23 protein-coding genes, 16 tRNA genes, 1 other RNA gene and 2 pseudogenes are annotated in these 26406 nt (G+C 68.7%); 34 read left to right on the top strand and 8 right to left on the bottom strand.

Annotated features, from left to right (window positions below; translation table 11 throughout):
• The first annotated feature begins 8 nt into the window (after positions 1-8).
• The 18 genes from rnpB to CLT68_RS26875 all read left to right on the top strand — a co-directional run bounded on the left by rnpB (position 9) and on the right by CLT68_RS26875 (position 2874).
• Positions 9-368: RNase P RNA component class A (rnpB, locus tag CLT68_RS26950), an RNA gene on the top strand.
• A 12-nt stretch (positions 369-380) separates the two neighbouring features.
• Positions 381-453, top strand: a tRNA-Arg gene (locus CLT68_RS26945).
• Positions 454-457: 4 nt separating this feature from the next.
• Positions 458-531: transfer RNA gene (locus tag CLT68_RS26940), tRNA-Pro, on the top strand.
• A gap of 5 nt (positions 532-536) precedes the next feature.
• Positions 537-610 (top strand) — tRNA-Pro (locus CLT68_RS26935).
• Between the two features lie 5 nt (positions 611-615).
• Positions 616-703, top strand: a tRNA-OTHER gene (locus tag CLT68_RS32925).
• Positions 704-1183: 480 nt separating this feature from the next.
• A tRNA-Lys gene (locus CLT68_RS26930) sits at positions 1184-1259 on the top strand.
• A gap of 3 nt (positions 1260-1262) precedes the next feature.
• Positions 1263-1336, top strand: a tRNA-Arg gene (locus CLT68_RS26925).
• A gap of 11 nt (positions 1337-1347) precedes the next feature.
• Positions 1348-1419 (top strand) — tRNA-Lys (locus tag CLT68_RS26920).
• Between the two features lie 2 nt (positions 1420-1421).
• Positions 1422-1499 (top strand) — tRNA-Met (locus CLT68_RS26915).
• Between the two features lie 85 nt (positions 1500-1584).
• Positions 1585-1656: transfer RNA gene (locus CLT68_RS26910), tRNA-Val, on the top strand.
• A gap of 12 nt (positions 1657-1668) precedes the next feature.
• Positions 1669-1742: transfer RNA gene (locus CLT68_RS26905), tRNA-Glu, on the top strand.
• Between the two features lie 4 nt (positions 1743-1746).
• Positions 1747-1836, top strand: a tRNA-Asn gene (locus CLT68_RS26900).
• A 1-nt stretch (position 1837) separates the two neighbouring features.
• Positions 1838-1909: transfer RNA gene (locus CLT68_RS26895), tRNA-Val, on the top strand.
• 20 nt (positions 1910-1929) lie between these two features.
• Positions 1930-2004, top strand: a tRNA-His gene (locus tag CLT68_RS26890).
• Position 2005: 1 nt separating this feature from the next.
• Positions 2006-2089, top strand: a tRNA-Tyr gene (locus CLT68_RS32920).
• Positions 2090-2094: 5 nt separating this feature from the next.
• Positions 2095-2167, top strand: a tRNA-Arg gene (locus tag CLT68_RS26885).
• A 9-nt stretch (positions 2168-2176) separates the two neighbouring features.
• Positions 2177-2247, top strand: a tRNA-Cys gene (locus tag CLT68_RS26880).
• Positions 2248-2361: 114 nt separating this feature from the next.
• The gene (locus tag CLT68_RS26875; protein ID WP_099857697.1) at positions 2362-2874 is read left to right on the top strand and encodes an LURP-one-related family protein; all 513 of its coding nucleotides are present in this window, start codon (positions 2362-2364) and stop codon (positions 2872-2874) included.
• A 3-nt stretch (positions 2875-2877) separates the two neighbouring features.
• On the opposite strand, the gene CLT68_RS26870 is transcribed toward CLT68_RS26875, so the two are convergent.
• Entirely contained in the window at positions 2878-4251 is a 1374-nt protein-coding gene (locus CLT68_RS26870) for an FAD-binding oxidoreductase (protein ID WP_099855118.1), read from the bottom strand.
• Between the two features lie 47 nt (positions 4252-4298).
• Between CLT68_RS26870 and pdxR the strand changes: the two genes are divergently transcribed.
• From pdxR to CLT68_RS26855, 3 genes are all read left to right on the top strand, one after another.
• Positions 4299-5750: a MocR-like pyridoxine biosynthesis transcription factor PdxR gene (pdxR, locus tag CLT68_RS26865; RefSeq protein WP_099855117.1), complete on the top strand. Its 1452-nt coding sequence runs from the start codon at positions 4299-4301 to the stop codon at positions 5748-5750.
• 63 nt (positions 5751-5813) lie between these two features.
• Positions 5814-6617, top strand: a complete 804-nt coding sequence (locus CLT68_RS26860) for a TIGR02452 family protein (RefSeq protein WP_099855115.1) — start codon at positions 5814-5816, stop codon at positions 6615-6617.
• A gap of 178 nt (positions 6618-6795) precedes the next feature.
• Positions 6796-7470 (top strand): PhzF family phenazine biosynthesis protein, encoded by a 675-nt coding sequence (locus CLT68_RS26855; RefSeq protein WP_099855113.1) that lies wholly within the window; start codon positions 6796-6798, stop codon positions 7468-7470.
• Positions 7471-7501: 31 nt separating this feature from the next.
• On the opposite strand, the gene CLT68_RS26850 is transcribed toward CLT68_RS26855, so the two are convergent.
• The 4 genes and pseudogenes from CLT68_RS26850 to CLT68_RS26835 all read right to left on the bottom strand — a co-directional run.
• On the bottom strand, positions 7502-9493 hold the full coding sequence (locus tag CLT68_RS26850) for an acyl-CoA dehydrogenase family protein (RefSeq protein ID WP_099857695.1): 1992 nt from the start codon (positions 9491-9493) through the stop codon (positions 7502-7504).
• A gap of 180 nt (positions 9494-9673) precedes the next feature.
• The gene (locus tag CLT68_RS26845; RefSeq protein ID WP_099855112.1) at positions 9674-9862 is read right to left on the bottom strand and encodes a hypothetical protein; all 189 of its coding nucleotides are present in this window, start codon (positions 9860-9862) and stop codon (positions 9674-9676) included.
• A gap of 77 nt (positions 9863-9939) precedes the next feature.
• Positions 9940-10476, bottom strand: coding sequence for an ATP-binding protein (locus CLT68_RS26840; RefSeq protein ID WP_099855110.1), 537 nt, complete (start codon positions 10474-10476; stop codon positions 9940-9942).
• A gap of 97 nt (positions 10477-10573) precedes the next feature.
• Positions 10574-10780: pseudogene (locus CLT68_RS26835) on the bottom strand (adenylyltransferase/cytidyltransferase family protein); the annotation flags it as partial.
• Between CLT68_RS26835 and CLT68_RS26830 the strand changes: the two are divergent.
• Positions 10759-13086, top strand: a complete 2328-nt coding sequence (locus CLT68_RS26830; RefSeq protein WP_143743258.1) for a hypothetical protein — start codon at positions 10759-10761, stop codon at positions 13084-13086. The pseudogene CLT68_RS26835 and the gene CLT68_RS26830 sit on opposite strands and share 22 nt — an antisense overlap.
• A gap of 17 nt (positions 13087-13103) precedes the next feature.
• On the top strand, positions 13104-14111 hold the full coding sequence (locus tag CLT68_RS33975; RefSeq protein WP_099855105.1) for a hypothetical protein: 1008 nt from the start codon (positions 13104-13106) through the stop codon (positions 14109-14111).
• A 43-nt stretch (positions 14112-14154) separates the two neighbouring features.
• On the opposite strand, the pseudogene CLT68_RS33970 reads toward CLT68_RS33975, so the two are convergent.
• Positions 14155-14343: pseudogene (locus CLT68_RS33970) on the bottom strand (GTP-binding protein); the annotation flags it as partial.
• A gap of 279 nt (positions 14344-14622) precedes the next feature.
• Here CLT68_RS33970 and CLT68_RS26815 point away from each other — a divergent pair.
• From CLT68_RS26815 to CLT68_RS26805, 3 genes are all read left to right on the top strand, one after another.
• Positions 14623-15015 (top strand): nuclear transport factor 2 family protein, encoded by a 393-nt coding sequence (locus CLT68_RS26815; protein WP_099857693.1) that lies wholly within the window; start codon positions 14623-14625, stop codon positions 15013-15015.
• Between the two features lie 87 nt (positions 15016-15102).
• Entirely contained in the window at positions 15103-16287 is a 1185-nt protein-coding gene (locus CLT68_RS26810) for a peptidase M23 (RefSeq protein WP_486482336.1), read from the top strand.
• Positions 16288-16414: 127 nt separating this feature from the next.
• Positions 16415-17941, top strand: coding sequence for a methyltransferase (locus CLT68_RS26805; RefSeq protein WP_099857688.1), 1527 nt, complete (start codon positions 16415-16417; stop codon positions 17939-17941).
• 12 nt (positions 17942-17953) lie between these two features.
• On the opposite strand, the gene CLT68_RS26800 is transcribed toward CLT68_RS26805, so the two are convergent.
• The gene (locus CLT68_RS26800; protein WP_099855103.1) at positions 17954-18445 is read right to left on the bottom strand and encodes a MarR family transcriptional regulator; all 492 of its coding nucleotides are present in this window, start codon (positions 18443-18445) and stop codon (positions 17954-17956) included.
• Positions 18446-18463: 18 nt separating this feature from the next.
• Here CLT68_RS26800 and CLT68_RS26795 point away from each other — a divergent pair, with 18 nt between their 5' ends.
• The 7 genes from CLT68_RS26795 (at position 18464) to CLT68_RS26765 (ending at position 24113) form a co-directional block, all read left to right on the top strand.
• A complete protein-coding gene (locus tag CLT68_RS26795) occupies positions 18464-19105 on the top strand; it encodes a mycothiol-dependent nitroreductase Rv2466c family protein (protein ID WP_486482335.1) in 642 nt (213 codons plus the stop codon).
• Positions 19106-19158: 53 nt separating this feature from the next.
• On the top strand, positions 19159-19920 hold the full coding sequence (locus CLT68_RS26790) for a GNAT family N-acetyltransferase (RefSeq protein ID WP_099855099.1): 762 nt from the start codon (positions 19159-19161) through the stop codon (positions 19918-19920).
• A gap of 87 nt (positions 19921-20007) precedes the next feature.
• The gene (locus CLT68_RS26785; protein WP_099855097.1) at positions 20008-20778 is read left to right on the top strand and encodes an alpha/beta fold hydrolase; all 771 of its coding nucleotides are present in this window, start codon (positions 20008-20010) and stop codon (positions 20776-20778) included.
• A 210-nt stretch (positions 20779-20988) separates the two neighbouring features.
• On the top strand, positions 20989-21873 hold the full coding sequence (locus tag CLT68_RS26780) for a hypothetical protein (protein ID WP_143743257.1): 885 nt from the start codon (positions 20989-20991) through the stop codon (positions 21871-21873).
• Positions 21866-22366 carry a SigE family RNA polymerase sigma factor gene (locus tag CLT68_RS26775; protein ID WP_099855093.1) on the top strand — a complete coding sequence of 167 codons (501 nt, stop codon included), beginning with the start codon at positions 21866-21868 and terminating at the stop codon, positions 22364-22366. Before CLT68_RS26780 ends, CLT68_RS26775 begins: the two co-directional genes overlap by 8 nt.
• A 237-nt stretch (positions 22367-22603) precedes the next feature.
• On the top strand, positions 22604-23197 hold the full coding sequence (locus CLT68_RS26770) for a hypothetical protein (protein WP_143743256.1): 594 nt from the start codon (positions 22604-22606) through the stop codon (positions 23195-23197).
• 49 nt (positions 23198-23246) lie between these two features.
• Complete coding sequence (locus CLT68_RS26765) at positions 23247-24113, top strand: serine hydrolase (protein ID WP_143743255.1); 867 nt, start codon at positions 23247-23249, stop codon at positions 24111-24113.
• A gap of 122 nt (positions 24114-24235) precedes the next feature.
• On the opposite strand, the gene CLT68_RS26760 is transcribed toward CLT68_RS26765, so the two are convergent.
• Positions 24236-25447, bottom strand: a complete 1212-nt coding sequence (locus CLT68_RS26760; RefSeq protein ID WP_158240937.1) for a low temperature requirement protein A — start codon at positions 25445-25447, stop codon at positions 24236-24238.
• 207 nt (positions 25448-25654) lie between these two features.
• On the opposite strand from CLT68_RS26760, the gene CLT68_RS26755 reads away from it, so the two are divergent.
• Positions 25655-26365 carry an OBAP family protein gene (locus CLT68_RS26755; RefSeq protein ID WP_099855084.1) on the top strand — a complete coding sequence of 237 codons (711 nt, stop codon included), beginning with the start codon at positions 25655-25657 and terminating at the stop codon, positions 26363-26365.
• Positions 26366-26406: the final 41 nt, after the last annotated feature.

The following is a 26406-nucleotide window of genomic DNA, read 5'->3' as shown; positions in this document are numbered from 1 at the left end:
GCAGCGAGAATGCCAGCCAGGCGACCGCGTCGGCCACCAGGCCGCCGAGGAACGTACGGGCTCCGCAGGGCAAGGTGGTTCCTAACGGGAACCCGGCGAAAGCCGCGGGACAGTGCCACAGAGAACAGACCGCCCGCAGCACGACCGCCGGTAAGGGTGAAACGGTGGGGTAAGAGCCCACCGCGTCCTCGGTGACGGGGGCGGCACGGTAAACCCCACCCGGAGCAAGGCCGAACAGCACGCGGGCGGCCCGCCTGATGCGTGCGGGTTGGCCGCTAGAGCCTGCCCGGCGACGGTAGGCCGAGATGGATGGTCGCCCCCACCCTGTCGGGGTGGGACAGAACCCGGCGTACCGGTCGGCTTCCCTCGCCGCAGTACATGCCCCCGTAGCTCAGTGGATAGAGCACGAGATTACGGATCTCGGTGTCGCTGGTTCGATTCCAGTCGGGGGCTCTTTCGGGATATGGCGCAGTCAGGTAGCGCTCCGGTCTGGGGGACCGGAAGCCGCCGGTTCGAATCCGGCTATCCCGACTCAACGGGTACTAGCTCAACTTGGTGGAGCGCCGGCTTCGGGAGCCGGAGGAGGGGAGTTCGAATCGCCCGTACCCGACGCATGGAGGGTAGTGCGGAACACGTCCGCAACCGGTCTCGAAAACCGGCACCGGGCGAAAGCCCGAGGGTTCAACTCCTTTACCTTCCGCCACGCAGCGTGGCTCTTGTTGTCAGACTATTAGTAGACAATTGAGCCGTGGAGAAGCGCTGCTCGAAGTGCCAGCAGGTTAAGTCGCTCACTGACTTCGCGTTGAACCGTAGGCGGGCCGATGGCCGAACGACCTACTGCAAGAGCTGCAAGAAGCAGTACAACGCGACCTACTACACGCTCACGAAGGACCGGCACAACCCGAGCCGGGCCGAGCGGCGGCGACAGGCGAAGGCCGAGGCGACCGCTCGCGTTATCGAGTACCTGCGCGAGCACCCCTGCGTCGACTGCGGCGAGGCGGACATCGTAGTCCTGGACTTCGACCACCAGCGCGACAAGGAAGTCGGGGTGAGCGAACTGGTGGGTGCTGGCGCTCCCTGGGAGCGCATCCTTGCCGAGATCGAAAAGTGTGAGGTGGTCTGCGCTAACGACCACCGCCGTCGGACAGCCCGCACCTTCGGGTGGGCACGGCTGGAAGAACGAGCGCCGCTAGCTCATGGGGTAGAGCTGCTGACTCTTAATCAGTAAGTGCAGGGTTCGAGTCCCTGGCGGCGTACCAGACCCCCCGGTAGCTCAGCGGATAGAGCGCTGGTTTCCTAAACCGGGTCGTCGCAGGTTCGAGCCCTGCTCGGGGGACGTCTATATTCGGGCCGCTAGCTCAGTGGTAGAGCTGCCGACTTTTAATCGGAGTGTCCAGAGTTCGATCCTCTGGCGGCCCACTTGCGGGATGGCGCAGTTATGGAAGCGCGCTGGGCTCATAACCCAGAGGCCGCTGGTTCGAATCCGGCTCCCGCTCCCACGTTCCTGTCCGTTCGGGTTGGCCCTGGCACAGGGAGTGCCAGGCGTAAGCGCGGCACACACTCCGCGACCAGCCCCCTACTCGCGCCCTGGTAGCTCAGCGGGAGAGCACCGGTTCGACAGACCGGGGGCCGCTGGTTCGAATCCAGCTCGGGGCACGTAACCCACCTGGCGCGGTGGACGAATGGAAGAGTCGCCCGGCTTTCACCCGGGACATGTGCGGGTTCGAGTCCCGTCCGCGCTGCCGATCTGGCGTAAACCGTAATTTGGTAGCGGTCCGGACTGTTAATCCGGCGGGAGTCAGCCCTCTACAGGTTCGAGCCCTGTCGCCAGAGCCAAGCCCGTGTAGCTCAACGGAAGAGCACCTGGTTTACACCCAGGGGGTCGGAGGTTCGACACCTTCCACGGGCACTGGCCTTCGGGCCGTAGTTGTGGCTGTAGCTCAGTGGTAGAGCGTCCGGTTGTGACCCGGAAGGACGCGGGGTCGGTACCCGCCAGTCACCCCAGGGGAGTGCGCCACCGATGGTGAGGTGGGCCGGGCTGTAACCCCGGTGCGTTCGCGCTCAGGGAGTTCGAATCTCTCCACTCCCACGCATGCCCGCGTAGCTCAGGGGACAGAGCACCAGCTTCCGGAGCTGGGTGTCGGGGGTTCGATTCCCTCCGCGGGCGCTTCTGCCTGGTCGTGTGCCCGAGTGGTGAGGGAGCGGTCCGCAAAACCGCGTACGCCGGTTCGATCCCGGTCACGGCCTCGATTGCCATCCACTGCGGAGAGCGAGCGGGATGCTGTTCCCGATGGGGGAGCCGAAGGGTCGGCCGTTCCCGGCCGGCCGGCACTTCCGGGCGGGGTGGGGGAGAATCGGTTCATGTTTGTCATCAGGGAGCGGTTCTTCTCGATCGGCGACGACTTCGACGTGCTCGACGAGCACGGCACCAAGGTCTTCCACGTCGACGGCAAGGTGCTCAGCGTCCGCAACAAGGTCATCATCGAGGATGCCTCCGGGCATGAGGTCGCCACGCTGCACCGGCACCTGGTGGCGCTGCGTCCCACGTACGAGATCAGGATCGGCGGCGAGAAGGCCGCAGAGGTCCGCAAGAATCTGCTCACGCCGTTCCGCGACAAGTTCAGCATCGACGTGCCAGGGCCCGACGACCTGGAGATGAAGGGCGACCTGCTCGACCACGAGTACGTGATCGAACGTGACGGCACCGAGGTGGCTGTGGTCTCCAAGAGGTGGCTGACGATCCGGGACACCTACGCCGTGCAGGTCACTGCCGGCGTCGACCCGCTGCTCATCATCGGCAGCGTCCTCGCGCTCGACCTGGCTATGGACCGCGACAAGAAGAAGAGCGACAAGAAGAAGAGCGACGAGGACTGACCGTCAAGGCAGCAGCCGGCTGCGCTGTTGGCTGTGGGGCCGGATGTTGTGGTTGAGGTGGAACACGTTGTGCGGGTCCCAGATCGTCTTGAGTGCGGTGAGCCTGGCGAGCTTGGCGGCCGGGTACGCGCGGCGTACGCCGCGTTGCCCCTCGTCGGCGGCGAGCGAGTTGACGTAGACGCCGTCGGCGTACGGGTCGAGCGCGGCTCCGGCACTGCGAGCCGCTGCCATCCGAATGTCGTCTTCGGATGGCTCGGTCCAGCGGGAGCTGGCACCGAACTCGAACATGGTGCCGCGGTGGCTGAACGCGGCGTCGGCGTCTACGACGTCGGCGATGGCGCCGCCGTGCGCCTGTAGCCCGACGTTGGCGAGGTGGGCGCCGGTGTGCAGGTCTGCCGCGCCGCGCAGCAGGAACGCCTCGACCGCGGCGGTGGGGAACTGCCGCAGGTAGTGCGCACTGGAGTACCGGCGGTGGGCGTGGCCGCCGACGGTGTCGTCGCGTTGCTGGAGGTCCAGGTATGACGGGGTGGTGACCCGCTCCGCGACCGGTCGCCCGAGCGCGCGCATCGCCGGCAGCAACCGGTGACCCTGTGCCGGGTCGCCGACCCACACGAAGCCGACGGTGGCGACAGGGCCCCTGGCCGTGCTGTGGACGTCGGCGGTGAAGGTCGCCTGTCGCGGCGCGACGGCGTTGAGGTTTCGCCAGCCTTCGAGCACCGGTACGGCTTCCTCGGCGCGGAAGTCGAACTCGGCGACCAGGGTCTGCGTTCCGATGTGGTGCAGTTGGAAGTCGAAGTCGGTGACGATGCCGAAGTTGCCGCCCCCGCCGCGTAGGCCCCAGTAGAGGTCGGGGTTGTCGGTTCGGCTCGCGGTCACCACTTCCCCGTCTGCGGTGACCATCGTGTAGGAGACGACGTTGTCGCAGGCCAACCCGTGTTGGCGGGCGAGCCAGCCCATGCCGCCGCCGAGGGTCAGGCCGCCGACGCCCGTGTGCGAGACGTTACCGGCGGTCGTGGCGAGGCCGTGTGGCTGCGACGCCCGGTCGAGTGCGCCGAGCAGCGCGCCGCCCTGGACCCGGGCGCGTCGTCGGATCGGGTCGACCCGAACGCCGTTCAACGGGGTCAGATCGATCATCAGGCCGTTCGCCGGGACGGCGAGGCCGGCCACGTTGTGCCCGCCGCAGCGTACCCCGATCTCCAGATCGAGTTCGCGGGCCAGGCGCACCGCGGTCATCACGTCGGTGACGCTCGCGGCCTGCACGATCATCCGCGGGCGGCGGTCAATCATGGCGTTCCAGACGGTGCGGGCCGCGTCGTACCCCGGGTTGCCCGGGGTGAGGAGGCGGCCGTCGAAGCGAGGGCTGGTCGTTGTCGTCATACGTCCGAGCCTGATGGAAATCGGTACACCCGGTAAGGTCCGATCTCATGGGCCGAACCAGGACCAATTCGAGCACTGCGGAGGACCTGCTCATCGATGTCGACCGGTCTGTGGGCGAACCGCTGCACCGGCAGATCGCCGCCTCGATCCGGGGCAGCATCCGGGCTGGCCGGTTGCGTTTCGGGACGTCCCTGCCGCCCACCCGCACCATCGCGGCCGATCTGGGAGTCTCACGCGGCGTCGTGGTCGAGGCCTACCAGCAACTCGTCGCCGAGGGCTACCTCACCAGTCGGGCGGGCGGCTACACCCAGGTCGCCGTCGATCCGGTTCCACCGTCGGCGAGTCGGCGCGGCGGGGATCGGCCGGCGGTCGGGATCGACTTCGGGTACGGCCGCACCGACGTGTCGTCGTTTCCTCGGGCTGCCTGGCTGCGTTCGGTGCGAACCATCCTCACCACCACGCCGAACGAACGCTTCGCCTACCTCGACGGGCGTGGCGTACCCGAACTGCATACAGCCCTGAGCGACTACCTCAACCGTGTCCGCGGCACATCGGCCCGCCCGGATAATGTCGTGATCTGCAGTGGTTACGGCCAAGGGATCGCGCTGATACTCCAGGTGCTCGCGGCGCGCGGCGCCCGCAGAGTGGCCGTTGAGGACCCATCCGCTGACGACGACGCACGCCTCGTCGCGGCCGCCGTCGGCCTGGACGTGATCGGCGTCCCGGTCGGGCCAGACGGCATTCTCGTCGAGAAGCTCGAACAGACCGACGCGGACGCCGTCGTGCTGACACCCTCGCACCAGTGGCCCACCGGCGGCGTCCTGTCGGCCAGCGCGCGGGCCCGGGTGATCGGCTGGGCGCAGCGTCGCGGCGCCGTGGTGATCGAGGACGACTACGACGCGGAGTACCGCTACGACCGCTCACCCGTCGGCGCCATGCAGGGGCTGGCACCCGACACCGTCGTCTACTGCGGCACGGCGAGCAAAACCCTGGCACCGGGGCTGCGCCTCGGGTGGCTGCTTGCGCCGTCACACCTGGTCGACGACATCACGGAGGCCAAGGTACGGGCCGACCGCGGCTCTCCCGTCATCGACCAACTGACCTTCGCCGACTTCCTCACCCGCGGCGAATTCGACCGGCACCTACGGCGCATGCGCCCGGTCTACCGCCGCCGCCGCGACGCACTCCTGGCCGCGCTGCGCGCACGGTTGCCCGAACTGGAACCGGTCGGTGTCGCGGCGGGCCAACACGTCGTCACCTGGCTCCCGCACGACCTCGACGAGGCCCGGGTCGTGGCTGCCGCCGCCCGACGCGGACTGGTGGTGCAAGGCGTCTCCCGGTACCGACTGAGCCCCACCGGACCCGGCGGGCTGATCTTCGGCTACGCCACCCTCACCGAACGCGCCATCACCGACGGAGTGGAAGCCCTCGCCGACGCGGTCACAGAGGCCCGGGAATCTTCTCAGCTGACGGACATCACTAACCCGGTTGCCGGTTAAGGCGGGACTGCCTAGCTTGCTCCTCGTGGAGAACAAGGGTCGTAGCGCAGACGAGTGCGCCGGGTGAGCGGTCGTCTGCGCGAGATTGCCCGGCAGACGGTTGCAATCGCTGATTCGGGTCGCTATCGCAATGGTGCCGGTGACGAGGTCGGCATCGGCGAGGTGGCACGTGCTGCAGTCGCCGGCACTCGTCTCTACCTGCCGGACGAGGTGCCCGCGGTGGGAAACGCGGAGCCCGGTGCAGGCAGAGTGGAGGTGACGTACGAGTCGACGTTGCAGGCAGCTCGTCGGCTGGCGCCCGGAGCGGCCTGTCTGGTGTTCGCCTCGGCGAAGAATCCGGGTGGTGGGTTCCTGGGCGGAGCGAAGGCGCAGGAGGAGAGCGTCGCCCGCTCCTCGGCGCTGTACCCATGTCTCCTTGCTGCCCGGGAGTTCTATGCGTTCCACCGCGAACAGCGGGACCTGCGCTACAGCGACCGCGTCATCTTCTCCCCGGACGTGCCGGTCTTCCGGGACGACAAGGGCAACCTGCTCGACCAGCCGTACACGACGTCGTTCTTGACCGCAGCGGCGCCGAACATGGGCGCGATCCTCCGCAACCAGCCCGAACACGTTGCGGACGTACCGGCGGTGCTGAGCCGGCGTGCTCGCCGAGTGCTGGAGGTCGCGGCCGCGCACGGACATCGGACGTTGGTGCTGGGCGCGTGGGGATGCGGCGTGTTCCGCAACGATCCCGCCACGGTCGCCGACGCCTTCGCCTACGCGCTGCGGGAGATCGACCGCTTCGACCACGTGGTGTTCGCCATCCGCGACAACCTGCCGGGAACACCGGTGTATCGCACGTTCGCGGAACGCTTTGACCTGGGGTGATGCGCGAGCGGTCTGGCGCGACCTCCCAGCGCTGAGCCTGTCGCTACGTGGCTGCGGCTCAGATCACCGGCAGCCGCGATTCGCGTGGCACACGGAGTAGCAGGGAGCGGGGGGATGCCGAACGCACTGATGAGCGCACGATGTCCGCCCAGCAAGCCTGGTGTGGTTAGCATCGCTCGTGACAGATCTGCATGTGCTTCGTGTGTTCTGCGGTCCCGGCGGCACGTACGGAAACCGGCTCGGTGTTGTTCTTGACGGCCATGCCGTGGCCGCTGGGCAGGACCGCCATGCCGTGGCCGCGCGACTGGGCTTCAGCGAAACCGTCTTCGTCGATGATGCCGGCACAGGAACCGTCGATATCCACACGCCGAGCGTGCGGCTGCCGTTTGCCGGTCATCCGTTGGTGGGCACCTCCTGGTTGCTGAGTCGGCTCGGAGCCAGGCCGGAACTCCTACACCCGCCAGCGGGATCGGTGCCAACCTGGCAGGACGGCGAGTTCACCTGGATCAGGGGTCGCTCGCAGTGGGTGCCCGACAGGCGCATGCAGCAGTACGCCTCAGCCGAGGAGGTCGACGCATTGCCGTGCCCGCCGCCAGGTGACGGGTGGCTGTACGCGTGGGCGTGGCAAGACCGGGCCGCCGGTCGGGTGCGTACCAGAGGATTTCCCCGCCGGGGCGACGCCATCGCCGAGGATGAAGCCACCGGCGCGTCCGCGATCGTGCTCACCGCGGAACTGCAGCGGGCGCTGGACATCACCCAGGGCAGGGGATCTCAGATCCTGACTCGACCCGGTCCGAACGGCACCGTCGAGGTCGGTGGCCGGGTCATCCTTGAGGAAACCCGCTCCCTCTGAATGAGCCCTGTTGGTCAGCGAGTCTGCCTGCCTACACCGGGACTGCCTGCGTACTGCTGGCGGCGTCATGGGCGGACATCGTTTCCTGCCTGCGGGGTTCCTCGCGCAGGATGGCGCAGTGCAGCCACGTGTCCGGGATGGCGAAGCCGTCCACGAGCGTTCGCATGTGCGGGCGCAGTTCTTTGAGCAATCCGTTCACCACGCCGGTGATCGCCTTCGAGCGGGCTGGCGTGAGTCGACCGTGCTCCAGGAACCACCCCTTGTTGGCCTCGATGACGCTGAGCGCGTACAGGTCACAGACGCGGGAGAGAAGCGCCTGGACCGCCGGGTCGGCGGTGTCTTCGATCCCGGCGACGAACGCCTCCAGGGTGACCCGGTCGATGTGCGCGGCGGCAACGGCCAGGACGTGGTCCTGGACGTCGTTGAAGATGTCGAAGGGGCGGTCCTTCTTGGTGGCCGCGCCGCCGCGAAGGCGACGGACAGCGCCGTCGAGGAGGTGCCGCTCACGGTCCTCGAAGGCCTTCAGCTGCCAGCCGCGGTCGGTGACGGCGACCTCCTCGTCGCGGCCGGGCACCGCGCTGATCAGCCGTTCGATGAGCGACCGTGCGGCGGTGCGCTCGAGCACCATCTCGCGGACCTGCTCAGCGACGAAGGAGGCGCGCCCCCAGCCGTCCAACGAGCCGAACTCGTCGCGGTAGCCGGTGAGCAAACCCTTGGCCACCAGCTGCAGCAGCACCGTGTTATCGCCCTCGAACGTGGTGAAGACGTCGGTGTCGGCCTTGAGACTGGGTAGCCGGTTCTCTGCCAGGTAGCCAGCGCCGCCGCACGCCTCGCGGCACATCTGGATGGTGCGGGTCGCGTGCCAGGTCTGCGCGGCCTTGAGACCGGCGGCCCGGGACTCCAGCTCCCGCTGCCGGTGCTCGTCGACCGGCCCGTCGCCGCCCTGCACCTCATTCAGCGCGGCGACCAGCTCGGTCTGGGCGAAGTGCAGCGCGTACGTGGTGGCCAGGGCCGGCAGCAGCTTGCGCTGGTGGGCCAGGTAGTCGTTGATCAGCACCTCCCGGTCGGCGCCGGGAGTGTCGAACTGGCGCCGGATGTCGCCGTAGCGCACTGCGATGGTCAGCGCGGACTTGGTGGCCGCCGACGCGGCGCCGCCCACGCTCACCCGACCACGGACCAGGGTGCCGAGCATCGTGAAGAAGCGCCGGGAGTCGTTCTCGATCGGGCTGGAGTACGTGCCGTCCTCCGCGACCTGACCGTAACGGTCCAGCAGCATGTCGCGGGGCACCTGCACGTGGTCGAAGCTGAGCCGCCCGTTGTCCACGCCGAGCAGGCCGGCCTTGGGCCCGGCGTCGCCGATGGTCACGCCGGGCAGCGGGTTGCCCTGTGCGTCGCGGATCGGCACCAACCACGCGTGTACGCCGTGCCGCTGACCGTTCGTGATCAGCTGCGCGAAGACGACCGCCATGCGTCCGTCCCGGGCGGCGTTGCCGATGTAGTCCTTGCGGGCCGCCTCGTGTGGGGTGTGCAGGTCGAAGGTCTGCGTCTGCGGGTCGTACGTGCAGGTGGTGCGCAGTTGCTGGACGTCGGACCCGTGGCCGGTCTCGGTCATCGCGAAGCAGCCGAAAATGGTGCCCGAGATGATGTCCCGCAGGTAGGCGTCGTGGTGGCGCTGGGTGCCGAGGGCTTGGACTGCGCCACCGAACAGGCCCCACTGCACGCCCGCCTTGACCATCAGCGAGAGGTCGACCTGCGCCAGCATCTCGCTGGCGATGATCGAGCCGCCGACGTCGGCGCTGCCGCCGTACTCGGTGGGAAAGGCCGACGCGATCCCCAGTTCGACGGGGAGTTCGGTGAGCAGCCGGGAGATCCGCTCGCGTGCCTGGTCACCGGTCTCGCCGTACACCGGGAGGAAACGCTCGTCGAGGTGCTCCCGGTGCGCGTTGCGCACCTTTGCCCACGGTCCGTCGAGCACGTCCCGCAGGCGAGCGAGGTCGATGTGGCCGGACGCGTGATCGTGCATGGTCACCCCTCGGCTGGTGCACATATGGGTACAGTCCGTACTCGATCAAGAGTACCGGCGGGCTGTGGCGACCTGGCGAACGAGATCGGGGTGAGACGGGACACCATCGAACTCTCACACCGCGCTCAAGCGACCGGCGGGCTGGCCCGGACTGCTCCCGACCAGCCCGCCGCTCGTGCCTCAGGCCTCGTTTTCGGTGTCGGCCAACTGGTCGGCCGGGGCCTGCGCCACCGGGTGGCCGGTGTCGTCGACCAGTCCCGGCGCCATGCTGCCGCCGTGGGCGTCCTGCGCCGCCCGGGTGCTGCGGGCCCCCTCGTCCTGCGGCACCCCGGTCTGCTCCCCATCGCGTCGCTCGTCCCGCTCGGTCATGTGTGTTCCTTCCTCTGTCCTGACCAGCGGCGGTACCCGAACGAACGGCCGGGAAACCGTCTCCTGGCGGCCCGGCGTCAGGAGACCGCCGGCGGCCAGCGGTGTGCGCGCCACTCGTTCCAGGTCGCGAAACCAGCCGGTGGCTCATCGACGGGTTCGCTGCCGTCGAGTTCGCCTGGCGTGGGGATGTCGATGGTGGCGGCCCACTCGGCGAGTTCCTCGTCGGACATCGGCCACGTCGTGTGCGGCGCTTCGGCTTGCCGCCGGTCGAGTCGTCTGCGCTGCTCGGCTGGGGTGAGCGCGAAGTAGTGCATCTCCACCAGCGCGTCGAGGTCTGCTGCTGCCTCCCGCAGGGCGGAGCGTTCGTCCCGAGTCCAGAGACCGAAGTCGATCACAACGTTGTTGCCGAGTTCGAGGGCGCGCAGCCCGATCTCGATGAGTCGTCCTTCGACCACGTCCTGAGCCGATGGCGGATTCTCGTGCCCGTAGAGGGCCTTCACCCATTCGTCCTTCGTCAGACGAAGCGCTTTCCACTCGATTTCGATACGCCGAGCGGCAGTGGTCTTTCCGGTGCACGGGAGCCCGACCGCCAGGAACAGTGTTGGTCGCGTCATCAACACCCACTTCCGATCGAACGTCCATCATCTGCCGGCCTTCTCGGTCAATCGGCCACACGCTCCGGCTCGCCTCGGCGTTGTTGGCCATGGCCTCAGCGGCTGGTTGCTTGTCGGCATTCGCCGCCAGCAACAGGATGACCCAATCGAACATCACCCGGGTGCGGGCCACCAGGTCGCGGTGCCCGAGGGTGAACGGATCGAACGTACCGGAACAGACCAAGGCCGTCAGACAAAATATGTACGTCCGACCAGGACGGACACCGGCAGGCGCGACGTCCCGTGGGCCCGAGGGGCACCCCATTGCCGGCCTTCTATATTAGGCTTTCCGTCGTCATGATCAGCAATGGACGGACGGGAGTGCCCATGCGCATCCACGCGCGGTTACGAAGAAAGGGCCTTGCCGCTGCGCTGGCGACTGCGGTCGTCGCACAGCTGGCGATCTCCGCTGGAGAGGCGTCGGCGGGGGAGACGCCTCTCTGGCAGGTTGAGGTCGCGAAGATCCCGACTGCAGAGTACGTCCGGGACGCGAGGCTCTATATCACCGAGGCCACCCAGGCGTTGCGGCCGTACGTGGGTGACGGGCTCGGAAGCAGCCGGATCGATCCGGTCCTGGCGGATGTCGGCTCCCGCTACTTCGACGGAGCGCGACTCGAAAATGCCGCGGACGGCGAGGTCGCGTTCGACAATCTCCGGCACCTGGAGTCGTTCCTCAAGAGCCGGATGACCGGCGCCAGCCCGCCGAACGGTGAGGCCGAGCAGGCACACGTCAGGGCGCTGGTGGAGACCCTCACCGGCGTGCGGCTGCTCGCCGACGCGGCAATCCAGGACGCCGAAGCGACCATCGGCCCGTTCCGGGCCAGCCCGCCACCCGCGCCCGCCCCGGCGGGGCTGACCGAGGCGTTCGCGGACCTGGCGGCAGCGAAGGTCAACTTGGCCAAAGCCGACGAGATGCTGCTCAAGGCCAACCCGGAACCTGCGACGATCCAGGCCGCCAACGCCTGGCGTAACGGCTTCAATGTCCTGGTCCGGCTCGGCATCACCTACGACGGCGACCACGACGCCGACGGCGTGGTGGACGTGGTGGAGCTGCGCCTCGGCGCAAGCCCGCTGCTGGTCGACTCCGACGGCGACAAACTGACCGATAAGTTCGAGATCACCGAACTGACGGGCTGGGCGATGCCGAACGCGGTCGACACCGACCGCGACTCGGTCGCCGACGGAGCCGAGGACGTCGACGGCGACGGGCTGACCAACCTCGACGAGCAGCGGCTCGGCACCTCGCCCACCGACCCCGACACCGACGGCGACGGCGCCACCGACGGCGCCGAGGTGGCGAAGGGCAGCAACCCGCTGGTGGCCGACCAGCCGCGCGCGCCGCCGACGCCCGGCGACGTTCCGCCGATCGTCCCGGCGCCGAACCTCGATGACACCGACGGCGATGGCCTCATCGACATCGCCGAGGGTGAGATCCTCACCGACGTCAACAACGTGGACAGTGACGGTGACGGCCTGTCCGACGGCACGGAGGTCAACGACTGGGGGATCAACCCACTCGGTCAGGACTCCGACGGCGACGGTCTGCGTGACGACTACGAGGTCGCCCACGTCCAGGACCAGAGCCTGGATCCGGGCCGCCCGGACGAGCAGATCAGCAAGTGGACGTACGTCTCCGACTTCGCACTCGGCCTGGTCGCGGGTGAGTTCGCGATGCGCGACTCGATGGCGTGGCTCGCGGGCAATGTCTGCTCCGGAGCCCTGAGCCTGATCCCGGTCGTCGGTTGGATCGTCGGTGCCATCACCGACATCCGGGATGCCGTGGCCGCCGCCATCCGCGGCGACTGGGTCAGCGCGGGATTCAGCGTCGTGGGCCTGATCCCGTACGCGGGCGACGCGGTCGCGATTCCGGCCAAGGTTGCCAAGTTCGCGCTCAGGTACCTGCACCGCATGGACGCCGTCGTCCGGTTCGTCACCCGCTACGACAAGCTCACCGACGCGGTCAAGGACATCGCGCTCGAACTGATCCTCGGCGAGACCTACAACTACCTGCAGAGCGGCGACACCTCGTTCAACTTCGTGGCGTTGGCGGCGACCTCACGCTTCAGCGATGCCGACATCCGCACCCTGTCCAAGGGAGATCGCACCAAGTGGAAGTCGATCGAGGAAGCGATGAAGCTGCCTAACCACCGGCCGGGCGTGCCAGTCCCACCCCAGTGGAACTTCACGGCGGGCGAGGAGTATCTGAAGACGATCCTGAGCAACTGCCTACCGCAGCATCAGGTGAATACCCCGGGCTACCCGAGAGCCGGCTCGAAGTGGCGCAAGGCCGACTGCGCTGAGGTGGACGACATCGACGGCTCGGTGACGTTGCACGAGGTCAAGACCGGTGTTCCGACCTGGACCGAGAGCCTCATCGACGAGTGCCTGAAGGACGCCTGGATTCCCACCGACGAGGCCAAGAACGTGCACGGGCAGAGGAACATCAAGAAAGTACACTGGCACTTCTTCGCGAGTGCTTCCTACAACAGCATCGGCGTCCACCCTCCGCTGTTGGAGTGCCTGAAGAACAACAACATCGATTTCACGATCCACGCACCGAGCGGGGCATAGTTGCAGTGAGCCTGGAAATGGGTGTCATCCCGTCCGGGGCCGAGCTGAGCAGGGCGACCGTGGTCGCCCTGCTCAGCAGGGTCTTCGGTGACGATCCGGATCTCCACGAGGATGTCGCCGGCGGGGAGTACGCCGAGTTGGTCTGGGAGGGGGAGCGGCTCGGCACGCAGTGGTTCGTGCACCCCGGCAAGACGGGAGTCAGCGAGCTGGTCGTCTCGATCTGGGACGCCTTCCCCCTGCTGCCGGCCGCCGGATTCCGGGCCGAGGTGACGCGGGTCGTCGAGGTGCTGCAGGAGGTGGCGCAGGCGACCGGCGGTCGGTTCGTCGTCCAGGAGGGCGATGTCACCGGCGCGCCGCTCAGCGAGGTCCTCGACATGATTTCGTCGGACGAGGACGACCGGACACCTGCCGGGATGGTCCTCAGCACCACGGCCGAGTCCGACGAGGACTTCCTGGGGCGCTACCTGGCCGCCGGAGACGAACGGCTCGCCTGGCTGCAAGACCAGGCCGCCCGCATCGGCAGGCCGCAACGGCTCGACCATTCCCGCGACAGCCTGGCCCCGATCTGGGGCTGGGCCATCGGCCGCCTCGAGTTGCGCCCCGCCGATGCTCCCCGGGAGAAGGTGATCCTCGAGAACGGGAGCGTCTTCCAACGCCCGACGGGCGCCGTCCTGCCGATGTGGTACGGGCGGAGTGCGCTCCTCGCCCCGCACATCTGGTCGGACGAGTCCCTCGCGCTGATCGACGCGGTCGCGTTCTACGCCGCGGAGTGCGTCCGCCACGCCGTACCGGAGCTGAGCTGGCAGGTGGGGCGCGGGGAAACCCGGGGATACGTGTACGAGGGTCAGCCGGTGCTGGCCGGGCGTGGTCATGACCTTGAGCCGATCAGCTCGCTGAGGCCGCTCATGGGGAAGGTCTACCACCTGCGCAACCCTGACCCGGTGGACCCGCGCACCCCGCCAGCCGCGGAGGACCTGCGGGACTGGTTCCACGCCGCCGTGGCGGAGCGCCGCTCCGAGAGTTGACGAGCGCCGACGGGCGGGCCCTACGGGCAGAACCGGGTAATCCGAACGCGGCGACGGCGCTGCGGATGGTGATGCCCCGGCGGCGCTCGATCTCGCCGGTGTCGGTCTGCGTGGTGCCCGCGTCGACACTGCCGAGCCGGTCGGTGACACCGGTGGCGTGCAGCAGGCGTTCGGTCAGACTTGTCTTACCGGCGTCGACGTGGGCGACGATGCCAAGGTTGATGGTCTGCATGGGCTGACGGGTCCTCGAAAGCTCGCGTCCGGATGGGCGGGAAGGTTTCGAGTCCTCGCATCGCCGTGCTCCCGTCGGTCGGTTCGATCCGTCATGGCACCGGGCCCCGTGGTGGCGGCCTCCGGTCAGGCTGGCACAGCCGGTCCAGGTCGTCCACCAAATATGACCGACTTGGACGAGGTGCCTGCTGGCTCCACGGACCGGTGGCCGCTCCAACGGGTGCCGGCTCGACGAGAACTGGGGTGACCGGCGGCCGGGAAAACCCCGTACGCTGGCGTGGTGATCGACTTTCGCGCGGCGGTTGAGGCACGCGATCTCGATGCCATCACGGCGGCCCTGGCCGACGATGTGGTTTTTCGCAGCCCGGTGGCGTTCAAGCCGTACCCGGGCAAGGCAATCACCGCGGCGATCCTGCGGGGCGTGCTGCGGGTGTTCGAGGACTTCCGGTACGTCCGTGAGTTGAGCGGTGACGACGACCGCGATCACGCGCTGGTGTTCGAGGCGCGGATCGGCGACGTCGCCGTCAAAGGTTGCGACTTCCTGCACCTGGACGAGAACGGCCTGATCGACGAGTTCACCGTGATGGTTCGCCCGCTGTCCGCCGCGCAGGCCCTGGCCGCCGCGATGGCCGCCCAGTTCGCGCAGATCCAGCGTGAGGCCACCGCCGGCTAGCGCGCCCTCCCACTCATAGACAGAGATCGATCTGCGGTATAGCGTCCTGCGGTATACATCAGCCTCTCAACCCCCTCTGGAGAGGACATGATCATTACTCAACGCTGGCTCGGTACCGCCACGGCGATGCTGCTCGTTGCCACCATGATCAGCACCGTGCCGAGCGGCGCCCACGCCGCGCCGGCCAATGACGTCACGATCGCCGTGCAGCACATGCTGCTCGAGGAGGCCGCGGTCGCGGCGGGCCAGGGAGCCCGCGCCGCCGGTCTGGCGGACACCCGGGTGACCGTCACCCGCCGGGACGGCCGGGCCTGGGCATTCGGCACCGCGGTGCTCGTCGCCCCGCAGGAGGAAGGGCTCTACCCGTCCGGCTGGATCTTCGTCGCCCGCCACCAGCGCGGCGACTGGCAGGTCGCCTTCGAGGGGGAGGCCACCTTCGCCGAACTGACCGCGGCCGCGCCCGCCTCCGTCGTCCCCCGACAGGAAATGGCCGCTCTCGCAGCCCCCGGCACCCTGGCCGCCAACGGAGACTTCCGCACCGGCATGCGCCTGCCATTCACCGTCGGCCAGTCCTGGACCCTGCGAGGTGGCCCGCACGGCTGGTCGGGCTCCCCGCGACCGTTCAGCTCGATCGATCTCCAAGGCGGTGACCAGCGGGTGCTGGCCGTGCGCGCCGGCACCGCGTACACGATGTGCAAGGGCTGGATCCGGGTGATCCACGACCGGGGGTACGCCACGGACTACTACCACCTTTGGAACAACATCAACGTCGACGGCGCGTCCGTCTCGGCGGGCACCTACCTCGGCGACACCGGCACCGACATCACCTGCGGCGGGAGTGCCAGCAGCCGGCACGTGCACCTGGGGCTCCGGCAGAACAGCGCGTACGTGGCGATCGCGACCCACAACCTGGGCAAGTGGGTGCCGAGAGAGGGCAGCACGGCCTACGAGGGCTCCGCGCTGCACGGCTCGAAACGCGTCTACGTCGGCGGGGCGCTCTACAACTACGGCGCACTCGGCTTCACCCAGGGAATCGTCGACAGCAACGGCGGCACGTCGATCAGCCGGCGGTCCGGGCCGGGCACCGGGTACGGCGTCGTCGGCTCGCTCGCGGACGGTGCCACAGCGAGCATCGCCTGCTCGTCGAACGGCACCAGTCTGACCGGCCGCTGGGGCGCCAGCACCCTGTGGAACAAGCTGACCGACGGCACCTGGGTCCCCGACGCGTACCTGTACACCGGATCGGCCAGCCAGGTCAACGGCTCGTGCTGAGGCGCCGCCCCGCGCCACGTCGGTCACGGCTGCGGAAGGGCGTCGTCGCCGTCCCGGCCGGATGACCGCAACGAGCCTCCCGTTATGATCGCGGGCCGCACATCGGCCCGGACAACGTGGGGTGACCATGGCTGGCCCGTCCACCCGCTTCGTGCTCTTTCCGGGGCGGCATCACCTGCTGACCTGCTTCCAGGCTGACTACCTGCGGCGGCTCGCCGAGGACGGCGCTGTCACGGTCGTCTGGGCGGTGACCTCCGCCAACCACGAGAACACCAAGCGCAATCCGGTCCCGTACCACCGGCGGGAGGCCGCGATCGAGCGATTCAGCGTGCTGAGCGGGCTGCGGTCGATGGTCGTGCCGATCTTCGACACCGCGTACACCGATGCCTTCGCCGAGGTGACCCTCAAGAACATCGCGGTAGCCACCGGACTCGAACTCACTCCTGCCGACACCCTGGTGGCATGCTCGACGCCGCAGGTCGCCAAGCTGTACGAGCGGCTCGGTTTCACTATCGCGCAGGTCGAGGCCGACCCGGAGCTGCGTACCACGCCCGAACGGCCCTGGGATGTCCTGCTGCGCCTGGCCGCTGGCGACGACATGTGGCGCAAGCTGACGCACCCGGCGACGATCGACGTCTTCGAGCGCTACCGTCTGGTCGACGAGATCCGGATGGTGGTCAACGACCCCCTCGTCGGCGACGAGGGTGGCCTTACCGTCACCCGCGACTACCGGACCTACGTGGAGGCCTTCGCCGGCGCCGCCGAGCGCAAGTGGGACGCCGTCCGGCAGTACGTGCAACCCGGCCGGCTCGTGGATATCGGCTGCGGCGCCGGGGCGGTCCTGGAGTTGGCCGACCGGGAGACCGGCCTGCACGAGAGTGACCTCATCGGCGTCGAGGTCGCCCGACACCTCTTTCAGGAGTGCCTGCACAAGAAGGCGCAGGGCGTGTTCCGCAACGCCAACGTGTACTTCTTCCACCGGAACGTCCTCGGTGGCGCGGTCTTCAAGGACCGGTCGGTGGACACCACCCTCACCTTCGCGTTGACCCATGAGATCTGGTCGTACGGGCGGCAGCGGGAGTCACTGTTGCAGTTCGCCCGCCGCATCCACGACCACACCGTGCCCGGTGGCATCTGGATCAACAGCGACGTGTGTGGCCCGGACGATCCCCACCGTCCGGTGATCCTGCGACTCGTGGCGGATGACGGCGACAACCCGGCATCGCCGCACCGGGACCTCGCCAGCCTCGACTCCGCCGAGGTCAGGCGGTATGTCGGCGGACTGTCGACGCGGGCACGGCTGGATCAGTTCGCCGTCGACTTCGCGTTCCCCTTCGACTACGAGGCGCTGCCCGACGGTTCGGTGCGGCTTGAACTGGGCTCCGCGATGGACTACCTGACCCGCAAGGACTACACCGACAACTGGCTCTCCGAGACGAAGGAACAGTTCTGTGGCCTCAGTTTCGCCGAGTGGACGGCCCTGCTGACCGAAGCGGGCTTCGAGATCGGCCCTGCCTCCACCGCCGTCCGCAACGAGTGGGTGATCGACAACCGGATCGCGCCGGTCGCCTCTCTCGCCGACCTCGATGGCCAGCCCCTCGACTGGCCGACGACCCACATCCTCACCGTCGCCCACCGGCCCTGGAACGAGTGAGGGGGCTCGCACTCAGGCACCCACGGCGCGGGTCAGCCTCGCCAGTAGGCGCTCGAGCGCCGCGCGGTCGCTGTCGGTGAGGCCACGCAGGATGCGCGCCTCATTGGCCAGATGCTCCTCGATCAGCCGGTCGATCAACGTCATTCCGGCGGGGGTCAACGCCACCACCCTGCCGCGCGCGTCGGATTCGAACACCGAGCGTGACACGAGCCCTCGGGCGATCAACCGGTCCACCCGCTTGGTCACCGCACCGGTGGTGACGAGCATCCGTTGGCCCAACTGCCCGGCCGTGAGCGCGTACGGATCACCCTCCCGACGCAGCGCCGCGAGCACGTCGAACTCACCGTTGCCGAGGTCCGCCGCGGCGAACGGCGGCCGCAGGGCTGTGTCGAGTACGGCGGCCAGTTGCTGGATCCGACCGATGATCAGCAGCGGGCTGGGGTCGAGGTCTGGTCGCTCGCGTCGCCATTGACCAACGATCTGGGTGATGCGGTCGTCATCCACCGTTGCATCTTATCTTCCATGGAAGGTAACTTGCCTTCCATGGAAGATAATTCTAACCGTGCGTCGACGGTCACGGCCTACGTGGACCCGTCCTGTCCGTTCGCCTGGATCACCTCGCGCTGGCTGGTGGAGGTGGCACGGATGCGTCCGGTCGACCTGCGGTTCGAGGTGATGAGCCTCGCGGTGATCAACGAGCATCGCGATCTGGAGCCCTGGTACCGGGAATTCAACGACCGGGCGTGGGGGCCAGCGCGAGTGTGCACAGCGGTGTCCGCCGAACACGGCCCCACCGCCCTCGCGAGTCTGTACACGGCGCTCGGCCGCCGGATCCACGACGAGGGCGACAAGGATTTCGACGCCGTCGTCCCGGCGGCCCTGGCCGAGGCGGGCCTCCCCGCCGACCTGGCCGGGGCCGCCCATCGCATCGACGTCGACCCGCGGATGCGGGCGAGCACCGCCCGCGCACAGCAACTCGTGGGCGAGGACCTCGGCACCCCGACGGTCGTGGTCGACGACGTGGCGTTCTTCGGCCCCGTACTGACCTCGATCCCGCGCGGGGAAGAGGCCCTGCGCGTCTTCGACGGTGCCCGTCTGCTCGCCGCCTGCGGGGCCTTCTCGGAACTCAAACGCGCCCGGGCCGGCGGCCTCAGTTTTGCCTAGCCCCGCCGTGTCACGCGCCGAGTCGAGACCCCTTCGAAGGGACAACTACCGCCATGACGACAGAAGCGAACGAACGCGCCCGGTCCCTGTCCGCCTCCGACGCGCCGCTGCGCCAAGCCCGTAACTCCGCTGCCTTCTGGGCCACCACCGGGCGGGTCCGCGGCCAAGAGGTGCTCCGTCGGCGGGGCTTCCTCGCCGTCGTCGGCGACGGGCGCGCGGGCCTGCGCATCCTGACCCAGGAGCCCGACCTCCGTCGTGAGGAACTGGCCGAGATCACCGAACTGGCAGCTCGGGCGACCGGGCCGGTGGACGCCGAGGACCCGTTCAGCTCGACGGATCTGCGCCACCTCGACATGCGTTCCTGGCAGATGCCGGTCATGCTGCGCCAGCCCGACGTCGTGGCCGAGCCGGCGATGACGGTCATCCGGCTGCGAAGCGAGGAGGACCTGCGAGCCGCGGAGCGTACCGTGATCGCCGCTTTCGAGCTGGCCAGGTTCGTGCCCTACCGGGCCGGCGAGATGTTCCCGACGGCGTTGATCCACCAACCAGGTGTGGACGTGTTCGTCGCCAGCCTGGATGGCGAGATCGCCGGGGTGTGCGTCACCGTCGTGCACGGTGGGCTCGGCAGTCACTACTGGGTCGGAACCGCACCGGCGTTCCGGTCCCGTGGTGTCGGGCGGGCGGTCATGCTGGGATCCCTGGCTCCGATGGCGGAGCTGCCGGTCACGCTGACCGCCTCCCGGCTGGGCCAGCCGCTGTACGAGTCCCTGGGGTTCGCCGTCACCGCCTCCTCGACCTGGTGGTCGTCCCGGTAGGAGTCCGGCGCGACCACAGAATTTGGTCATCCACGCGCGAACCGCCTGCTGAACTGTGCGTCACTCGACTGTGGAAGGCTCGGAGCCGTGGATCAGTTCATCAACGTGGGTGACGGGTCCGTGTGGGCCCAGGACACCGGGGGTGGCCTTCCGCCCGTCGTGCTGCTGCATCCGGGCGTTGGCGACTCTCGCATCTGGGACCCGGTGTGGGAGCGGCTCGCCGGGCAGCACCGGTTGATCCGGTACGACGTGCGGGGCTTCGCGCGCTCAGCACCGCCGGCCGGGCGGTTCTCCCGGCTGGACGACCTGCGTCGGGTGCTCGATCGGCTCGAGGTCGGGCCGGCGTTGTTCGCCGGTTGCAGCATGGGCGGCGGCACCGCGCTCGACCTCGCCCTCGCCGAGCCGGATCGGGTCCGCGGGATGGTGCTGGCCTGCCCCGGCATCTCTGGCGCCCCGCCCGCCCACGATCCCGACGACGAGCCGGACAGCTCCGACCCGGAAATCTTCCTCGAACAGGGCATCGCCCGATGGGCCCGCGCCGGCCGAGATCCGCTCGTCGTCGATCTGCTGCGCTCGGCGGTTCGGTTCTGGCTCAACTGGGGCGACGCCTTCACCGACGACGGCGACGCGTGGTCCCGGCTGGAAAGTGTGGGCACCCCCTGCGTGCTGCTGCTCGGCGATCTTGAGCGCCAGTCGTTCGTCCCGGCCTGCGTCGAGGCCGCGCGACGCATTCCCGGGTGCCGCCTTGTGCGGATACCCGGCGCCGACCATTTCGTGCCGTTGCGGGCACCCGACGCCGTGGTGGAGGCGCTGCGCTCACTGCGTGCTGATCGAACCGGCCACCAGTTGCCCCGGTAACCCGACGGCGGCCCCCTTCCGCAGTGGCGCACCTGGTCAGGGCATCGTGACCCTGCGGAGGTGGACGCCCACGCGCTGAAATCACCGTGTGCCACGTGACACGGCAGCTGAGAATTCGCGCCGAAAGGCGGTAACCAAATCGGCTGGCCAACCCGTCAGGTCAGGTGACGGATCGCCCCACTGGCGGCCGGCCGAGGAGGGGTACGGGACATGGGTGACGTTCATGGGCGTTTGAGGGACGACCTGGCCCGACACCCCGCCCCGCCGTTGGGTGACCTGGTCCAGCGGTCGATCGTGCAGGGCCGCCGGCTGCGCCGCCAGCGCCGACGGGCGCAGTTCGGCGCTGGCGGATCGGCGTTGGCGTTGCTGCTCGTGATCGGCCTGGCCGCCGGTCCGCTCGGCGTCGGTGCGGATGACGCCGGTCAGCCCGGCGGGCCGAACCTGGGTTTGCCGAGCGGCTCGGTCGGCACCGCCACGCCGTCCCCGGCCGAGCCCTCGGCTGGCGCACCTGGCGGGTTGGAGGGCGACAACAAGGAACGAGGAGACCCCTTTCGGCCAGCGCCGCCGACACCCTCGACCACTGTGATCGACACCGTGAGGATGGGGCCGGGGCCGGACGGCGAGCTGCTGACCACCACACCGCAGGGCGCTCTGGAACTGCTGACCCGGCTGCTGCCCAGGGGGAAGACCAGTGGTTATGCCAGTCTGCAGAGCAGCGGGGCGAGCCCCGACATGCCGTACGTCCAGGTCTACCTGGACCGAGGTGATGGACCGGGCATGCTGCGGCTCGCCATCTACCGCGACAACCTCGACGGCGATACGCCCCTGGGGACGGTGGAGCTGACCGAGATACCCGATGACTGCGTACAGAACAAGGTGGTCACCGTGCACCACCGCGGTGGCCTCCGGGTTGATCTGATGGTCTCCACCTGTCTGGTGTGGGACGCCAAGGGGACCTCGCCGGCACGGCCCGTCCTCTCGGTGAAAGAGGCGACCGAGATCGCCGCCAACCCGATCTGGGGCACGAGACTGCCCGCCGAACTCGTCGTCACCGGTGCCAGGAACTTCCCGACGCTGGCCCGGTCGAATGGCTGACGAAGACTTCGTGGAGTTCGCGCGGGCGGCCGCCGGCCGCCTGCGCGACGCCGCGTTCCTGATGTGCCGCGACTGGCATCTCGCCCAGGACCTCACCCAGACGACGTTGGCCAAGGTGTACGCCAACTGGAGGCGGGTCCGCCGGGCCGACGACCCCCACGCGTACGCCCGCAAGATACTTCTGCGCTGCATGATCGACCAGCAGCGGCGTCGCTCCAGCCGCGAGTTGGCGATGTCGGCGCCGCCGGATCGGGGCGAGGAACATCCGGCCGAACTGCGCATGACGTTGCTGGACGCGGTCGCCACCCTGCCGTTACGGGATCGGGCGATCATCGTCCTGCGGTACTGGGACGACCTGAGCGTGGAGACAACTGCCGAGGTTGTGGGCGTCTCCACAGCGGTCGTCAAGAGCCAGAGCATGCGCTCGCTCAACCGCCTGCGCGAGTTGCTCGGCGAGACCCGTTCCGAACTGTTCGCCGAGGAACGCCATTGACCGGTCCCGCCGCGGCCGGGCGCGGCGGATCCCGGTGGTGTCGGGCCGCCGGTCGGCAGCGGCCGCGCCTGTGGTGCGGCGGCGAGGAACATGCCGCCACGCATCGTCGCCTGAAGCGCGACCTGCGGTGGCAAATGTCTGCGTTGGGGGAGGTCCAGGATGTCCGTATCGAGCAGCAGGACGCGCCGAGGCTGGATTCGTGGCAGAGGCCGAGCTTCGGCTGCGGTCCTGTCGGCGTTGATGATGATGGCCGCAGGGTGTCATCAGTCGGAGCCCGGAGTCGGCCCCGATGAGCGACACACCGCGAACCCGGAACAGGGCGATCCGAGCAGGCTGCTGGGGGCGGGCGATCTGGGCCCGGACTGGCATGAGGACGACGCGCGAACCGGTCTGCCGCCCTGGCCGTGGGAGCAGGGCAACTGCCCCGGTTATCGGAGCAGCGACTACCCGGCCAAGTCGCATCGGCGCGCTGCCGTGCAGCGCTACTACCGGCTGTCTGACGGCTCGTCGCCGGCCCACCACGTGGTGGAGACGTACGAACCTGGATGGGCCGAGCGGAATGTCGACGACGTTCGGCGGGTCCTGCTGCGGTGCGCGAGCTACCTGGTTCTCGGATCGCGGGTCTCGTTCGATGTCGTTGATCCGGATTATCTCGAGGGCCCCGGGATGCTCATTCGTGGCCGCATTGAGCATGCCGACATGCCGCACACCGTCACCTACTTCGTGATGCTGAGACGAGGCGAGACGGTCTCGACGGTCAGCCTGCCCGACCCGGGCAGCCAGGCCGCCGTGGACTCGATCGCGGCGAGGGCGGTGACCCGCCTTGGGTGAGCGGAAAGGTCGGCAGCTGCCACGCCGCTGGGTCGTCTCCGCGGTCAGCATGTCCCTGGCCGGCGTCGCGACGGCCGCCTTCGGTGCCACGCGCGGTCGCCACGGCGACGAAGCCGGTCCATCGCACGGTCCTTCCCCTGCCGATCCGATCCCCACGACGCCGGCCATCGACCGACTTGAGCAGGCCAGAACGCGCATCAAGGCCTACGTGGAGCGGCATGGCGGCCACCTGGCGGTCGCGGCGCTGGATCGACAAGGATCGGCTGCGGTGACGGTCGACACCAGACGGTTCGAGACCGCCAGCATCGTCAAGGTCAACATCCTCGCCGCCCTCCTGCTGCGCCAGAAACCGCCGGGCAAGGCCCTGGGGCCTGACACTCGACGGTTGGCCCAGGCCATGATCACGTCCAGTGACAACCCCGCTGCGGTTGCCCTGTGGCAGAGGATCGAGGGCTCGCGCGGCCTCACCGCCGCGAACCGCGCACTCGGTCTGCGGGAGACCAGGCCCAACTCCCACTGGGGGCTCACCACCACCACGGCTGCCGACCAGCTCCGTCTGCTGACCGCGCTGACGTCGCCGACGGGACCCCTGACCCCGCAGGACCGTACGTTCGTCATGGGCCTCATGAACAAGGTGATCCCCGAGCAACGATGGGGAGTGACCGCCGCGCGGGAACCCGGCAATCGCTCGGTCTACGTCAAGAACGGCTGGGACACCGTTGACGCCGACGGGGGTCGCTGGCTGGTCAACAGCATCGGACGGATCGTCGAGGCCCGTCATGACTGGCTGATCGCCGTGTTGTCCGACCATCACGCGAGCCGGGAAGAGGGCGTCCGCGTCGTCGAGAAGGCTGCGACGTACGTGCTCAAGGAAATGCGCGCCGCCACCGCGGGCGACGGTCCTTCGCAGGGGTAGGGCCCCGTCCCGCGGTCTCGGCCATGAGCCGCTGACCGCCGCCCATGCCGGCTCGGCGCCGGTGCTCCCTCACCGGGGGCTGCAGAGGCCTGGTCGGACGACGACATCAGGGTGGCGTGGTTTCAGTGCGCCGGGGAAGGTGTCTCGGGCAGCTGGTGGGCAGCGTGGCGAGCGTCGGCGACAGCGACACCGAGCAGCACGAAGGCGGCCGCGACGGAGGCGGTCAACGGCGGGGCGTGATGCAGCGGTACGGCAGCCGCCGCCAGTGCGGCAATGGCTACGACGCGGCGGATCGACAGCCGGTTGAACACGACCCGTTCCAGGCGGATGCGGCCGTAGAGGAACAGCGCCGGACCACCGAGGATCGTGGCGAGCCACACTGGTTCCGGACGGCCCGCGGGGTGTTCGAGTACGATCTCGTAACCGACGGCGGTGGTGACGATGCCGATGACCATGACGACATGGGCGATGCCGGTGGCGCGGCCGGCGGCCAGCCGGTCCCGGGCGGCGGCGACCGCATCGGCGAGGACCTGGCCGGAGCGGTAGAAGTAGATCCGCCACAGCAGCACTGTCGACAGGTACGCCGCCACCAGCGTCGCCCACGTGGACCTGGTGGTGGGCAGGTCGGTGAAGGTGATACCCACGGCCAGGACGCTCTCGCCGAGGGCGATCAGCAGCAGCTGCTGGTAGCGCTCGGGCAGGTGGTGGCCGCTGTCCATGGCCCAGGCGCTGATCGGTGGTCGGGCCCGGCCGTACACCGGCCAGCGCAGTTGGGCGGCCACGATGTCCACGGTGACGGCGACTGCCCAGAGTGCGGCCCGGGCGTCGCCACTGACCAGCGCGCCGGCCACCCAGATGCCCGACCCGGCCGCGCACCATGGCACCGATCTCGCGTAGAGAGCCCGTAGGGCGTGTCCGTGCAGGCTGGGCAGCAGGATCAGCGGGCGGGCGCAGTGCAGGACCACGTACGGAAGTACGAACGACCAGCCCTTGCCGGTGAACGCGTACGGCAGGGACGAAGCCATGACCAGCAGACCGAACGCACTGGCCAGCACCAGCCATTGGATCTTGCGGCGGCGGGGGTCGAACCAGCTGGTGATGTGCGCGGTGGTGATCCACAACCAGAGCAGTGGAAGGCAGAGCACCAGCAGGTACGCCAGCGACCGCCACTGCACGACGCGGTCGGCCGCGGTCGCGTCCCGCACCACCCGGGTGACCACTCCGGAGAGCGCGAACACCAGCACCAGGTCGACGAAGAGTTCCAGGAAGTTCGCCTGCCGCACGTCCTCGCGGCGTTCCAGCAGATCCCGTCCGCCACCCCCCGGAAGCCCCATGCCGCCCATGCTGGCTCCCGCAACACTGCCTCGAGGATGGGTTGGCCGTCCATCACACTGTCGAATCTGCAGAGCGTGGGCAACGCGGCGACGGACCCGGGAAGAGGGAACACCCGAACGCGGGGCGGCATCGCGAAAGGCGGAACCCGGTGCTCAGCCCACCTAGCCTGGCCTGAAGACGACATGATTCTGGCGAAGGAGTGATTGATGGAACGGCGCCCAAGCCCGCTACGACCACCGGGAGAGTCGACGAGCCTGTGGCACCAGGGGCTGTCGCTCGGCTCCAAGACACTCCAGGACGCGGCGCCGCTGAAGGGCTTCGACGCGTACGTCGTCGGGTTCCACCCGGCGAAGGACGACCCGTCGATGCAGATGGAGGCGCATCACTACTGCCGTCAGGTCAACGACGACTTCCTGCAGTGCGTGCTGTTTGACGGCAACACCGCCGAGGCCAACCTCATCGGCATTGAGTACATCGTCTCCGAACGGCTGTACGGGACGCTGCCCGAGGGCGAACGCGGGTACTGGCACCCGCACAATTTCGAGATTCTCGGTGCCTCGCTGGTAGCCCCCGGGCTGCCGGAGCCCGCCGAGCGGGCGCTGATGGCTATGTTGCTGAACAGCTACGGCAAGACCTGGCACACCTGGCACACCGGCCGCCTCGACGCTGGCCCAGGGGACTCGCTGCCGTTGGGCGAGCCGATGCTGATGTGGTCGTTCAACCGCGATGGGCAGTGCGACCCGGCCCTGGAGGAGCACCGCAACCAGGCCATGAGCATTGACCGTGCCAAGAAGCGCGCCTCCCGGTCCGAGCTGGTCGAGCGTGCGCATCCCCAGGACGGGGTGGCGCTGCTCGACGACGCGTTCCCGGACAGCACCCCCATCCCCGGTGCGGTGGACGGGGGCACCGGGCGATAGGCCACTGCTCGATCTGCTTCATCCCGAATCGGTTGCCCGAG

It is taken from the genome of Micromonospora sp. CNZ299 (assembly GCF_002754415.1).
This window is presented reverse-complemented; position numbering and strand designations above follow the sequence as displayed.